Consider the following 13,657-nt stretch of genomic DNA (forward strand, 5'->3'; position numbering starts at 1 on the left):
ACGCTTTTGAGAACTACGTGACGACGATAATTTTTGCACATCCATAACCAATAGAGCAATTATTCCTATAGAAGAATTGATGAATTTGGCCGGACATTCCTATGCTTTGACGGCCCGCTTGCCGGTTGCTGCGGCCTTGGTCTTGATGAGAGTGGGAGTGGCTTTAGTCCGGCGCTTGAGCTGCGGCGTGGTGATTACCTTGTGCTCAATGAAGTTGTAGGGGGCGACCTTGTCGCCGCGCAGCAGGGATAGGCCCAGCTCGATGAGGCGGGGGCCGTAGAGGCTGGCCTCGTGCGAGACCGAGCCGATGGCCGGGGTGCCCGCGCGACGCATCTCGAGCGCCATCTCGTCGACGAAGTCCTGGCCGACGACTACCGCGTGACGCTCGCGGCCCAGCTCGCGCAGAGCGGCGATGGCCCCGAGGGCGCTGGTGTCGTTGGCGGCCGCGATGAGGATGCGCGTGGCGTTGGGATGACGGTTCAGGAAGTCGTAGACGACCTTGTAGCTGGCGGTGCTGAGGCCGCGTCCATCGACGCGGACGAAGGACTCCGGCGGGATGTTTTGCAGGGTGGTCTTTACGGCTTCGAATGCGCCGGTGATGCGGCTCTGCACCAGTTGCCCAGCCTCTTCGAGATCGAGGCCCAGCATCCAGTCCATCTTGCCGCCCCAGCGGTTCAGGGCATACTCGGCCAGCAGGCTGCCTGCTTCGTAGCCCACGCGGTAGTTGTCCACGCCGAAGTAGGTGGAGTGCGGGTGGGGAATGTCGATGGCGATCAGCGGGATGTTGGCGGCGGCGATGCGGTCGGCGATGATGGGCGCGGCGTGCTGTTCCACCTGGAACTCGATGACCACGTCCACGCCCTCGCGGACGAAGGACTCGGCGTTCCGCACTGCGGTCTCGGCGTCGTAGCAGTTGTCCATCACGATGAGATCGACGCCCAGCCCGGCGGCGGCCTGTTTAAGACTGGCGGTGACAGCTTGCGAGAAGGGCATCTCTGCGCTCTGGCCGCCGAAGCCGAAGCGCACCTTCTTGGGGCGGGCGATGTAGTGGTAGCCGCGATCGGGCGTCTGGCCGACGTAGCCTCGATGAACCAGTGTCTTAAGGATGCGATAAACAGTGGTCTTCGAGACCTTGGTCTGCTTGTGGATGGCCTCAAGCACCAGAGGCTCGCTCTGCGATTGCAGCAGCTCAAGGATGTCCAGCGCCTTGGTGAGGACCGGGATCAGGTATAGACGTTTCGTCTTCGCCTTGCGTGGCATGGACATGAATGTAGACAGCCTCAATCTGGAGATGCGCAGCTCTGGTGGACCATTATCGCAGCGAATCACCTTTGCCTCTCAGAGTGGACCGCGCATCGCTGCACGATCCACTCCGAATCATCAGGCGTAGGAGCTGACGGAACCGGCGTTCTTCGCACGCCGCTCCTCGGTAATCTTCTCGACGTAGCCCTCGGTGCGCAGGGCAGCCATGGGGTCGGCAGCGAGGCCGCGAGCAGTGCGCCACTCGGCCAGGGCAGGGCGAACGTCGGACCAGAAGGCGCTGCGGAACAACTCCTCGGCCTCGACCAGCTTGCAGGAGTCCTGCAACTCGGCCAGCTTGTCCTGATCGACGAGCGCGGCCTTGGCGTACAGCTCCTGCGCGGTGACGACGGTCTGGACCATCGCCTCCATCTTGCCCTTCAGGTTGTGGCTCTGGTCGATCATGAACGCCGGGGTGGTCTTGCTACCGGTTAGATGCTGCTGGAAGTGGATCTCATGGAAGATGCGGAAGACCTGGTAGGGGTCGATGGAGCCGAGGGTGAGGTCGTCGTCGGCGTACTTGCGGTCGTTGAAGTGGAAGCCGCCGAGTGCGTTGAGCTGGAGCAGCCACGCCACAATCTGCTCGATGTTAGTGCCCTGATAGTGGTGGCCGGTGTCGACGAGCACCTTGGCCTGCGGGCCGGCGTTGCGGGCCAGCTCGAGCGCCATGCCCCAGTCGGCGATATCGGTGTGGTAGAAGGCAGGTTCGAAGGGTTTGTACTCGACCAGCAGGGTCTGGCCGGGAGCGAGCGCGGCATGGGTCTTCTGGAGCGTCTCCTGCATCCAGCCGATGCGGCGGCGCATGCTCTGCGAGCCGGGGTAGTTGGAACCGTCGGAGACCCAGAGGGAGACCTCGGCCGAGCCGAGCGCCTTGCCGATCTCGACCGAGTCGATCATGTGCGCGGTGGCCTTGGCGCGGACCTCGGCGCTGGGGTTGCAGATGGAGCCGAACTTATACTCCTGATCCTGGAAGAGATTGGGATTGATGGAACCGGCGCGCACGCCGGTTTTCTTCACCAGCGCCTGGATGGCGGGCACGCTGGCGAGGCCCTCGGGCAGATCCCACAGCACGTGCAACGCGAGCGTCGGGGTTGCGCCGGTCAGGCGATTGACCTCTGCCGCGTCGGCGAACTTCTCTTCGATGTTCGTGGCTGCGGCTTCCTGCACAAACTTGCCGAATCGTGTGCCTGTGTTGGCAAAACCCCACGACGGAATCTCGATCGCAAAGGCATCCATTGCGGCAAATATGCGTTGCGTGGCCTGTTCATTCTTCATCGAAGTGCATCCCCTCTGTACTCGCCGCGCCGGGGCGCGTAAATTCCTGCGTGAACTTACTATACCTATTGAAAACGTGCTTGTAAGGCAGTCCGGCTCCAATAGATAAATCATTTCACAGAAATCGTTCCGGTCAGTTACGATAGGTGCGCACCCTTCCGGCAGAGGAGCGGTCCGTTCGAGGAGTTTCGATGAATCCCAACCCGTTCTTAGGTGTGCTGTTCCACTGGCTGGGGGGACTCGCCTCCGCAAGTAACTTCATTCCATTTCGCGGCATTAAACGCTGGTCGTGGGAGATCTACTGGATCATCCAGGGCGTCGCCGCGTGGCTGATCGCGCCGGTTGTGATGGCAGTGCTGCTGGTTCCGAACCTCACCCATATTCTGCGCAGCGCGCCCTCGGCTACGGTCGGCACGGCGGTCTTCTGGGGGATGCTCTGGGGTGTCGGTGGGCTTACCTTTGGACTTGCGATTCGCTACCTCGGCCTCGGGCTGGGGTATGCGATTGCGCTGGGCTTCTGCACGGCTTTCGGCACGCTGATTCCGCCGATCTCGCACGGACAGATGGGGATGATCCTGCACGATCGCTCGGGGCAGGTGATCCTGCTCGGCGTGGCCATGTGCCTGCTGGCGATTGCGGTCAGCGGCGCGGCGGGCTACTCGAAGGAATTGGAGATTACCGATGAGCTGAAGGCCGAGGGTGGCGAGCGTGATTTTTCGTTCGTCAAGGGGCTGGCCGTGGCGGTCTTCGCGGGCATTATGAGTTCGTTCTTCGCGGTCGGTCTGGACGCGGGTAAACCCATCGGCGATCTGGCGCGGCTGGAGCTGGTGGCGAACCACAAGTCTGAGCTGTGGCAGAATCTGCCGGTGCTGATCGTGGTTCTGTGGGGCGGCTTTGCGACCAACCTGGTCTGGTCGGTGATCCTGATTCTGCGTAATCGTTCGGGTGCGCAGTTCATCGGACAGCCGGGGTCGAACCCGCTGGGCACCGCGACGACGACCGGCGATACTCTGATGGACGTGGACTTCACCAGCTACACGCAGCGAATCGCAGGTGGCGTGCTGCTGCGTAACTACGTGCTGGCCGCGATGGCGGGCATTATTTGGTACTTCCAGTTCTTCTTCTACTCCATGGGATCGACCAAGATGGGCAAGTACGACTTTGCCAGTTGGACGCTGCACATGGCCAGCATCATTATCTTCGCCACGCTGTGGGGCATCGCGCTGCGGGAGTGGAAGGGAACCAGCCTGCGCACGCGTGTGCTGGTGGGCTGCGGGCTGGCGCTGCTGGTTGGCTCGACCGTGGTGGTGGGTTATGGAAGCTATCTGAAAGTACGTTAGCAGAAGGTTTGCTCAACAAAACAAGTACGGCCAGGCAGGGTAGATTGCCTGGCCGTACCTGTTTTGCTCGCTACTCTTATTTGGTTTCGGCTGCGTTCTGCTTGACGATGGGGCGCAGCAATGGGAAGAGGATGACGTCGCGGATCGAGCGCGAGCCGGTGAGGATCATGGTTAGCCGGTCGATGCCGATGCCCTCACCGCCGGTGGGCGGAAGCCCGTAGCCGAGGGCGCGCACGTAGTCCTCGTCCATCTGGTGTGCCTCGTCGTCGCCGCGGTCGCGCTCGGCGAGCTGCTGCTCGAAGCGGCGGCGCTGCTCGGCGGGATCGTTCAGCTCGGAGAAGGCGTTGCCGACCTCGAAGCCGCCGATGTAGAACTCGAAACGCTCCACCCACTCCGGCTCGTCGGGCTTCTGCTTCGAGAGCGGCGAGACCGCGAGAGGGAAGTCGTAGATGATGGTGGGCTGGATGAGATGGGGTTCAGCGACAACTTCAAATAGGTCTGCGATGAGTTTGCCACTGGGTTCTCCAGCTTCCAACCGGCGCTTCAAAGTTGCGGCTGTCAGGGCTACATCGCTAGCGTAATCGGACATAAACCTTTGGGCCGCGATTCGTGTCTGTGCATTGCCAAGTTTCTCAAACGCATCAATCTCAACCTCAATCTTTGCAAGAAACCACTGATCAAAAAGATGCGAAAATTCGGCCAGATTATCAGCTGATTCAAATGAATCGACGGTGGGGATTACGGATAGCTCTTTGGGCCAAAACTTGATGATGGCCTCGCGCATCGACAGCTTCGTCCACTTCGCTAAGTCGATGTCGACGCCATTGAATTGGCTTATCGTTGTTCCATTCACCTGCATCGCAACGAACTGGACGATCTCCTCGGTCAGGTTCATCAGGTCGTGGTAGTTCGCATACGCCTGATAGAACTCGAGCATCGTGAACTCGGGGTTGTGCTGCGTGCTGATGCCCTCGTTGCGAAAGTTGCGGTTGATCTCGTAGACGCGATCGAGTCCGCCGACGACGAGCCGCTTCAGGTAAAGCTCCGGCGCGATGCGCAGCGACAGGTCGAGGTCGAGCGCGTTGTGGTGCGTCAGGAAGGGTTTGGCCGCTGCGCCTCCGGCGATCCCGACCAGCATCGGCGTCTCGACTTCGAGGTAGCCTCGTGTATCGAAGAACTGGCGCAGCGCGCGCAACACTGAGGCCCGCTTGACGAAGACCTCACGCACGTTGGGCGGGGGAGTATCGGACTGTACCGGCGACGACTCGTTCGTGGAGGCGTACGGCTCGGTCTCGTTGGCGAGCGCAGGCGCGGGGCCGTGCTCCACCTGCTTCTTCGAGTCGCCGACGTTCATAAAGAGATCGACGTAGCGCTGGCGGTAGCGCAGCTCCACATCTTCGAGCCCGTGGTACTTATCCGGCAGAGCCAGCATGGCCTTGGCAAGGAACTTCAGCTCGGTGACGTGCAGCGTCGTCTCGCCCGTGCGGGTGACGAAGAGGTAGCCACGCGCGCCGATGTGGTCGCCCAGGTCGAGCAGCTTGTAGAGCGCGAAGGCGTCCTCGCCCACGGCATCCTTGCGGACATAAATCTGCAACCGCTGACCGCCCTGCTGGAGCTGCGCGAACCCCGCCTTGCCCTGCACGCGGATCTGCATCAGGCGTCCGGCGATGGCCGCCTCGACTGGCTGCGCGGTGAACTGTTCCTCGGCCATCGGCTCGGCGACGTCGATATACGCGGCGCGCAGCTCGGGGATGGTGTGGGTGAAGAGGAACTGGTTGGGATAGGTGGCGGCGGCACGCGTCAGCCCGGCACGCTCGCCGATGGCTGCAATCTCGCCGAGCTTCTCTTCGCGGACACGGTACAGGTTTTCTTCAAATTCCGATTCGAACAATGAGGTTCCTTTGGAGCTACTTGGCTCGTCCTACTAAGAGTAACAAGTAGGAGATAATGGAACACGATGGCGGATGAGCAAAAGCAAGAGATGGGCAAGCAAAAGATACGGAAGCCGGGCGGCGGTGGCCTCTCGAGCCTCGTGCAGGCCGAGTCGATGGTCCAGGTGGCCCTCGCGATGCCGATCGGCTGCGTGCTGGGCTGGCTCTTCGGTCACTGGCTCGACCACCGCTTCCACCAGGGCTGGATGGGCGTGACCGGCATCCTGCTGGGCGCGGCCGGGGGCTTCATCCAGATCTACCGCACCGCCTCCCGCTACATCTCGAGGCGCGATTGAGCAAGGCACTGGCAGATTTTACCGACGCAGATTTTAAACGAACTATGCTGAGCGCGATCCGGCTGGAGGCGGTCCTGTGCCTGATGGCGACACCATTAGTATGGTGGCGTTTCGGCTGGGCGAGCGCTGTGCTGTTGCTGGTGGGAGCACTTATCTCCGGCTCCGGCCTGTGGGAGTGGCTGCGCTTGATGACCGTCGTGATGGCTCGCATGGACGCGGGTTCCGAGGCCAAGCCGATGGGGCTGGTCCTGGTCGGTTTCTTCCTGCGCCTCGGCCTGACCTTAGTGGTGCTTTATGTTAGTCTTAAGGCACTGCACGGATCGGTTTTCGCACTCGCCGCGGGGCTTGGATTGGGAGTTTTCTGCCTTACCGCCGAGGTTTTGAGAAAGATCTGAAGCAAAAAGTTCTGCTGAGAAGATTTTTATATGCCGACACAACTGCTCTTCACCCAGATTTTGAACCATGCCTTCGCCGCGCCCGTCACGGCGCTGCTCCAGACGCTGCACATCCAGCCGGAGTTCCCGAAGGCCCCCATCTCGAACGCCTTCGCGATGGAGCTTCTCTGCTTTCTGCTGTTGATGGTCTACTTCATCGCGGTGCGCGCGACGCTCAGCGTGGAGAAGCCCGGAGGCGTGCAGCACCTGGCCGAGATGACCCACGAGTTCGTCTCCGGGCAGGGCGAGAGCATCATCGGCCATGGCTCTGAGAAGTTCGTCTCGTACCTGACGGCGCTGCTGCTTTTCATCCTGCTTGCAAATTTGATGGGCCTCGTCCCCGGCCTCGAGTCACCGACCGCTAACGTCGTCGTGCCGCTCGGCTTCGCTCTGGTCACCTTCGCCTACTACCACTACCACGGCATCAAGGCCAACGGCATCGGCTACTTCAAGCAGTTCCTGGGACCGGTCTGGTGGTTGTACTGGCTGCTCCTGCCCATCGAGATCATCTCGCACTTCGCCCGCGTGCTCTCGCTCACGGTACGTCTCTACGCGAATATGTTTGCCGGTGACCTACTGACGCTAGCCTTCTTCTCGCTTATCCCGGTGGGTGTGCCGCTGGTCTTTCTTGGGCTTCACTTCGGCGTGGCGATCATTCAGGCCTATGTGTTCATGCTGCTCGCCATGATCTACCTGTCGCTCGCGGTCTCGCACGAGCACTAGGAACAAGTTTACCGGGTCCGTTTTCCGGTTCGATCTTACCGATCTTGGGGCGCCCCCTCTTGGTTGGTATGCAACAACGCCGCATAGCGTGAGGGTGCCAGCACGGTGAGCATCAACCACCCACTGGCGGCGTATCTCACGGGGGCTCGGAGTACTACGATGCGCAAGCTTCAGATGCTGTTCATGTCTCTCGCCGTGTTGCTGCTGGCAACCCCGGCGTTCGCCCAGACCGGTGCCGCTGGCACCCCCGTCGATCTCGCTCCTCTGGCTGCCGGTCTCGGCATGGCCCTCGCGGCTGGTCTCTGCGGTCTCGCCCAGGGTAAGGCAACCGCTTCGGCTGCCGAAGGTCTCGCCCGTAACCCCGGCGCGCGCCCGGCGCTGTTCACCTTCCTCATCCTCGGTCTCGCCTTCATCGAGTCGCTCGCGCTCTTCACCTTCGTCATCATCTTCCTGAAGGTCAAGTAGTCTCGACTAATTCGGCAGCAACGAAGAAAGCCTCCGCCATGTGCGGGGGCTTCTTTGTTTAAGACTATAGCCGGGTAGCTCGATGCAGGGCAGCCCGTGCCAAAAGGCGCGTGGAGTCGAGCGTCGGAAGTGGCGAGTTTGTATCGTTCATCAACAGCGGAATCTCAGTGCAGCCGAGCACAACTGCATCGCAGCCCTCAGCCTTCATTCGGCCGATGATCCGCTGGAAGTCGGCCAGAGCCTCCGGAGTGATGATCCCGTAGACCAGCTCATTGAAGATGATGCGGTTGATCGTCTCACGCTCCATTGCGGAGGGACGCGTGTACTCGAGTCCATGTGCGGAGAGCTTCTCGGGATAGACTTCGCTCTCAACCAGATAGCGGGTTCCGGTCAGGCCGATGCGCTGGAATCCACGTGCCGACGCCTCCATAGCCACCACCTCGGCGATGTGTAGCCACGGCAGCGGCGACCTGGATTGGACGAAGGGAAGAGACTGGTGGATGGTGTTGTCGGGGCAGATCAGGAAGTCAGCGCCGATGCCGGCCAGCTTGTTCGCCGATGCCAGCATTAACTCAGCCACACCCTGCCAGTCATCGCGGTAGATGCACTGCATATACTCCGCGAGCGAGTAGGTGTGGAGCGATATCTCCGGATGGGCATGTTCTCCGAGGAGCTTTGCGCCCTCTACACAGATCGTCCGGTAGCAGAGCGCAGCGCCCTCAGCGGAACAGGCGACGATGCCGATATGCTGGGGCATCGCCGCTCGCTTATTCCTTGACGCAGGGAGTTTCCGAATTGGGGGTACAACCAGCCGAGAGGTAGGGAACCGTCGCGGGCTGGCGGCTACTTAGGGATGCACGGTTTGCGAGATTCAGAACCCGTCCCGGAAGCACACCCAGCATCAGGGTAGCCAGTGCGGTGGCGGCAAGGCCGAGGTACGCGGGCACTGAGAGAGGTGTGCTGGTTGCACGCTCGTTGGCCTCGGGATGACGATGCCGCGTGTACATCACGGTGATCAGGCGGAGGTAGTAGAAGCAGGCTACGCCGGAGTTGAGCAGGCCGACGATGGCGAGCCATACGTGGCCGCCATGCACGGCGGCGGAGAAGACGTAAAACTTGGCAAAGAAGCCACCGGTGAAGGGAATACCGATCATCGACAGAAGGAAGAACGAGAGCAGCGCGCCCAGCAGAGGCCGACGGATGGCCACGCCGGTGTAGTCCTCGAACGAGCGCGTATGCTCGGAGGAACCGGTGATCTGCGTGATAACCGCGAAGGCGCCTACGTTCATGGCGGCGTAAGAAGCGGTGTAGAAGCAAGCTGCCGCGATGCCGTCCTGCGGGAACGCCGTGAAGGCCGCGAGCAGGTAGCCTGCGTGGGCGATGGACGAGTAGGCCAGCATCCGTTTGACGTTCGTTTGCAGCAGCGCACCGAGATTGCCGATGGTCATTGAGAGTGCCGCGAGAATCCAGATCAGGATTGACCAGCGATGCTGCATCTGGGGGAAGCCGATGAAGGTGATGCGCAGCAGAACCGCGAAGGCCGCGGCCTTGGGAGCGGTGGACATGAGGCCGACGACGGGGGCCGGAGCGCCCTGGTAGACGTCGGGCGTCCACACATGGAACGGCGCGGCGGAGACCTTGAAGCTGAGGCCAATGATAATCATGCCCAGCGCCAGGAAGGCCATCCGGGGAGTTGTGGAGGTGGCGAGTCCACCGGCAATCGCCGCGATGGAGGTTCCGCCAGTCGCGCCGAAGGCCAGCGCGATGCCGTAGAGGAAGAACGCGGTCGCAAACGAACCGAGCAGGAAGTACTTGATGCTGGACTCCGCGCTGGTGGCCTTGCCCTTGCGGAAACCGGCTAGAATGTAGGTCGAGATGGACGAGATCTCGAGGCCGACGAAGACCATCAGCAGCTCGACCGAGCAGGTCATCAGCATCATGCCGACGGAGCCGAAGAGCACCAGCGCGAAGTACTCACCGGCGTGCCCATGCGGGTTGTCGAAGTAGTCGAGCGAGATCAGCAGCGTCGCCAGAAGAACAGAGGCGATGAGCAGATGGAAGAAGACCGAGAAGGCGTCGATCTGGAGGGTGCCGTAGAAGGCACTCACCGTGCCGAAGCGAAGCTGGAAGTAGCTGGCGTAGCCCGCGGCGAGGGTGCCGATGATCGCCAGCCAGCCGAGCGGCTTACGCGAGAGGCCAGGGGCCAGGCAGGGCTCGGCGAGCATAATCAGCACGCCGAAGGCCGTGAGAATCAACTCCGGCAAAAGTGCAAGGAGGTTCGGGGACATTAGTGCTTACCTCCAACCTGAGCCAGGCGGTCCAGTTCTTTCAGAGAAGCCGTTTTGAGTTCGGAGTTGAGTTCAAGCCGGGCTGCAGGTTCAGCCGAGACGGCTGCCGTGCCCTGAGCGATGGCGGTTCCAGCCTGGTCGATGGCGTGCATCCAGTAAGGCGAGGCCACACCCATCAGGAGCATGAGAGCCACCGTCGGCCATACTGCGAGCTGCTCACGGGTGCCCAGATCGCGCGGTGCGATCTCCTCCGGCTTGCGGCCGAGGTTTCCGTAGAAGACGCGCTGGATCAGCAGCAGCATGTAGCCCGCGCTGAAGATGACGCCGGTTGTGCCCAGTACCGTCCACGCGATGTGGTGGCAGAAGACGCTCTGCATGGAGCCGGAAAGGATGAGGAACTCGCCGACGAAGCTGTTGAGCATGGGCAGGCCGATGTTCGAGAGCGCGGTGATGACGTAGAGTGTCACCATCCAGGGGAGCAGTTGGGCGAGGCCGCCGAGTTCGCGCATATCGTAGGTGCCGTAGCGCTCGTACAGGAAGCCGAGTAGAAGGAAGAGCGCGCCGCCCGAGATACCGTGGTTCAGGATCTGGTAGATACCGCCGTCAAGGCCCGCGACGGTGAAGGTGAAGATGCCGAGCGTGATGAACGAGAGGTGGCCCAGCGTGGAGTATGCGGCCAAGCGCTTCATGTCCTTGCGGGTGATGGCGATCAGTGCGCCGTAGACGATGCCGATCGCGCCCAGCGCCATCATCAGCGGAGCGATGCGCCGCGACTCGGTGGGGAAGATGGAGAAGGAGATGCGCAGGATGGAGTAGAGGCCGGTCTTTCCGGCGAGCACCATCACAGCGGCGGTAGGAGCCTCGAAGATGGCGTCGCTCAGCCAGCCGTGCAGCGGGAAGATCGGCACCTTGACGGCGAAGGCCACGAGGAAGGCCAGCGAGCAGATCCAAAGGGCTGCCGAGTTGGTGGAGATGCCGTGCGCCGTGGCCAGGGCCGCGAGCTTGGGCAGATCGAAGGTGCCCGTCTTCACGTAGAGCCAGAGCATTCCGACCAGCAGCAGGGCCGAGGGAATGAAGGCGTAGAGGAAGTACTTGATCGCGGCGTTGCGGCGCTTTTCGGTGCGGCCGAAGGTGGCGATCAGGATGGTCATGGGAACGAGCGAAAGCTCCCAGAACGCGTAGTAGAGGAAGAGGTCGAGCGCGACGAAGATGCCCAGCATCGCCACCTGCTGCAGCAGGAAGAGTACGTAGAAGGTCTTGTGGCGGCTGGAGATGACATTCCAGGAGGCGAGTACGCCGAGAGGGGCGAGGAAGCCCGTCAGGACGATGAGCCACATCGAGAGGCCGTCGACGCCGAGGTGGTAACGGATGGCCGGGGCCGCGATCCAGTCGCTGTCCTGCGTGAACTGGAAGCCGGAGGCTGCGTGGTTGTAGTGCGCGGGCAGGTGCAGGGTGAGCGCGAAGGTGACCAGCGTTACGATCAGCGCGCCCCACTGCATCGTCTTGCCGCGGTCGGGCAGCAGCGCGAGCACGATCGCTCCCGCGAGGGGGACGAAGGTGATGAGCGTCAGGATGGAGTGATCTAAATTCATCGGATCCTTTTACAAAGACTTCCCGGAAACTAGTGCGTCAAGAATGTGCGGCCAAAGATCATCACTGCCATGACGAACGCCGCGCCCAGTGCGAGCCAGCCCGCGTAGGAACGAATATTGCCCGATTGCATACGCCGCGTGACTGCGGCAGAGTCGACAGCTACAAATGTTGCAAGCTTGCCCGAGCCATCGACGAGGCCGCGATCGACCAGACCGCCGAGGATAAGGCGGGTGAATCCGAGCAGGCCGGTGACGAAGATGGCGTTGTAGATCTCGTCGATGTAGAACTTGCCCACAACGAGGTTGTAGAGCGGCTTCGCCTTGTCGGCGATGGCCGCTGCCGTGCCCGGCTTGCGGCAGTAGAAGAAGTAAGCGACGCCCAGACCCAGCAGCGCGACGAGGACAGAGACTACGGCCAGACCGAGTTCGAGTCCGGTAGAGCCAGCAGCCTCGGCGACCTTAGGTGCGGCAAAGACCGGATCGAGGAAGTGCTCGATCTCGTTGTGTCCGCCGAGGGCGCCGGGAACTCCAACCCACCCGCCGATCACCGAGAGGACTGCGAGGACTGCGAGCGGGAAGAGCATGATCCACGGGGACTCGTGCACACCGTGCGCGTGGCCGGGGTCATCGTGACCGTGCTCCTGATGCGAAGCTTCGAACCGCGACTCGCCCCAGAAGGTCTTGAACCAGAGCCGGAACATGTAGAACGAGGTCATACCGGCGGTGACCAGGCCGACGAACCAGAGCAGCTTGCCCAGGGGATTGGCCGAGATGAAGACGTTGTAGAGGATCTCATCCTTGGAGAAGAAGCCAGCCCAGGGCGGGATTCCGGCGATGGCGATGACGCCCATCGTCATGGTCCAGAAGGTGACGGGAATCTTCTTCCGCAGCCCGCCCATCAGGCGCATATCCTGCTCTCCGCTGAGGGCGTGGATGACCGAACCGGCCGCGAGGAAGAGCAGCGCCTTGAAGAAGGCGTGGGTCAGCAGGTGGAAGATCGCGGCCGAGTAGGCAGCGACGCCGCAGGCGAGGAACATGTAGCCGAGCTGCGAGATGGTCGAGTAGGCCAGCACGCGCTTGATGTCGTGCTGCACCATGCCGATGGCGGCGGCGAAGATCGCGGTTGCCGCGCCGATGATCGCGACCACGCCCAGCGCATAGGGCGAGCGGTCAAAGAGCGTGTGGCAGCGTGCCACCATGTAGATGCCCGCCGTCACCATGGTCGCGGCGTGGATCAGGGCCGAGACCGGCGTGGGGCCTTCCATGGCGTCGGGTAGCCAGACGTACAGGGGAATCTGTGCGGACTTACCCGTCGCGCCGACGACCAGGAGCAATGCGATAGCGGTAAGGATGCCGCCCTGCCACTCGGGATGCGCTGTGATGGCCGCGAAGATCTGCGTGAAGTTCAGCGTGCCGAAGTGCTGGATCAGCAGGAACATGGCGAGCAGGAAGCCGAAGTCGCCGATGCGGTTGACGATGAACGCCTTCTTGCCGGCGTTCGCTGCCGAGTCCTTCTTGAAGTAGAAGCCGATCAGCAGGTACGAGGCGAGGCCGACGCCCTCCCAGCCGACGAAGAGCAGCAGGAAGCTCTCCGCCAGCACCAGGATCGACATGAAGAACATGAAGAGGTTCAGGTAGGCAAAGAAGCGCCATTGGCCGTCCTCGTGCGCCATGTAGCCGACCGAGTAGAGGTGGATCAGGAAGCCGACGCCGGTGATGACGGCGAGCATGATCATCGTCAGGTGATCGACCGTGAAGGCGAAGTTGACCTGGAAGCCGGTGATCGCGATCCACGGAGCACCCACGACCTGGAGCTTCTCGGTGCCGCTCGACAGCATCGTCTGCCAGAGCCATAGAACGATCGCGGCGGGAACCGCGGTAAACAGAAGCGCAATGCCGGCTACGACGGCGCGCGGCAGCTTGCGGCCCAGCGTCCCGTTGATGAGGAAGCCGGTGAATGGCAGAAGCGGAATCAGCCAGAGAAGGGAAGGGGGCATTGTGCTCGTCTCTTTTG

12 protein-coding genes are annotated in these 13,657 nt (G+C 61.8%); 5 read left to right on the plus strand and 7 right to left on the minus strand.

All coding sequences use genetic code 11. The annotated features are described in order from the left end of the window. Nucleotides 1-99: 99 nt before the first annotated feature. Entirely contained in the window at nt 100-1,266 is a 1,167-nt protein-coding gene (locus tag FTO74_RS08080; RefSeq protein ID WP_345934178.1) for a substrate-binding domain-containing protein, read from the minus strand. A 114-nt stretch (nt 1,267-1,380) separates the two neighbouring features. Next, on the minus strand, nt 1,381-2,574 hold the full coding sequence (locus FTO74_RS08085; protein ID WP_162537681.1) for a TIM barrel protein: 1,194 nt from the start codon (nt 2,572-2,574) through the stop codon (nt 1,381-1,383). 191 nt (nt 2,575-2,765) lie between these two features. Here FTO74_RS08085 and FTO74_RS08090 point away from each other — a divergent pair, with 191 nt between their 5' ends. Continuing rightward, nucleotides 2,766-3,914, plus strand: coding sequence for an L-rhamnose/proton symporter RhaT (locus tag FTO74_RS08090; protein ID WP_162537682.1), 1,149 nt, complete (start codon nt 2,766-2,768; stop codon nt 3,912-3,914). 76 nt (nt 3,915-3,990) lie between these two features. Here FTO74_RS08090 and FTO74_RS08095 read toward each other — a convergent pair whose 3' ends face one another. Next, a complete protein-coding gene (locus FTO74_RS08095; RefSeq protein WP_162537683.1) occupies nt 3,991-5,805 on the minus strand; it encodes a lysine--tRNA ligase in 1,815 nt (604 codons plus the stop codon). Between the two features lie 66 nt (nt 5,806-5,871). Here FTO74_RS08095 and FTO74_RS08100 point away from each other — a divergent pair, with 66 nt between their 5' ends. The 4 genes from FTO74_RS08100 (at nt 5,872) to FTO74_RS08115 (ending at nt 7,763) form a co-directional block, all read left to right on the plus strand. Next, nucleotides 5,872-6,141, plus strand: a complete 270-nt coding sequence (locus FTO74_RS08100; RefSeq protein ID WP_255462573.1) for an AtpZ/AtpI family protein — start codon at nt 5,872-5,874, stop codon at nt 6,139-6,141. Further along, complete coding sequence (locus FTO74_RS08105) at nt 6,138-6,536, plus strand: ATP synthase subunit I (protein ID WP_255462574.1); 399 nt, start codon at nt 6,138-6,140, stop codon at nt 6,534-6,536. Before FTO74_RS08100 ends, FTO74_RS08105 begins: the two co-directional genes overlap by 4 nt. Before the next feature lie 30 nt (nt 6,537-6,566). Beyond that, nucleotides 6,567-7,298 carry a F0F1 ATP synthase subunit A gene (atpB, locus tag FTO74_RS08110; RefSeq protein ID WP_162537684.1) on the plus strand — a complete coding sequence of 244 codons (732 nt, stop codon included), beginning with the start codon at nt 6,567-6,569 and terminating at the stop codon, nt 7,296-7,298. 159 nt (nt 7,299-7,457) lie between these two features. After that, nucleotides 7,458-7,763, plus strand: a complete 306-nt coding sequence (locus FTO74_RS08115) for an ATP synthase F0 subunit C (RefSeq protein ID WP_162537685.1) — start codon at nt 7,458-7,460, stop codon at nt 7,761-7,763. A 64-nt stretch (nt 7,764-7,827) separates the two neighbouring features. Here the strand turns inward: FTO74_RS08115 and FTO74_RS08120 are convergent, their stop codons facing one another. Genes FTO74_RS08120 through nuoL form a run of 4 tightly spaced genes read right to left on the minus strand, consistent with a single transcriptional unit; the run spans nt 7,828 to nt 13,640 of the window. Further along, the gene (locus tag FTO74_RS08120; RefSeq protein ID WP_162537686.1) at nt 7,828-8,520 is read right to left on the minus strand and encodes an amino acid racemase; all 693 of its coding nucleotides are present in this window, start codon (nt 8,518-8,520) and stop codon (nt 7,828-7,830) included. Nucleotides 8,521-8,530: 10 nt separating this feature from the next. Next, a complete protein-coding gene (locus tag FTO74_RS08125) occupies nt 8,531-10,051 on the minus strand; it encodes an NADH-quinone oxidoreductase subunit N (RefSeq protein WP_162537687.1) in 1,521 nt (506 codons plus the stop codon). Next, the gene (locus FTO74_RS08130) at nt 10,051-11,643 is read right to left on the minus strand and encodes an NADH-quinone oxidoreductase subunit M (RefSeq protein WP_162537688.1); all 1,593 of its coding nucleotides are present in this window, start codon (nt 11,641-11,643) and stop codon (nt 10,051-10,053) included. The genes FTO74_RS08125 and FTO74_RS08130 overlap by 1 nt, the downstream gene beginning before the upstream one ends. A 29-nt stretch (nt 11,644-11,672) precedes the next feature. Then, nucleotides 11,673-13,640, minus strand: coding sequence for an NADH-quinone oxidoreductase subunit L (nuoL, locus tag FTO74_RS08135; RefSeq protein ID WP_162537689.1), 1,968 nt, complete (start codon nt 13,638-13,640; stop codon nt 11,673-11,675). Nucleotides 13,641-13,657: the final 17 nt, after the last annotated feature.

This window comes from Granulicella sp. WH15 (assembly GCF_009914315.1).
Taxonomy (GTDB): domain Bacteria; phylum Acidobacteriota; class Terriglobia; order Terriglobales; family Acidobacteriaceae; genus Edaphobacter.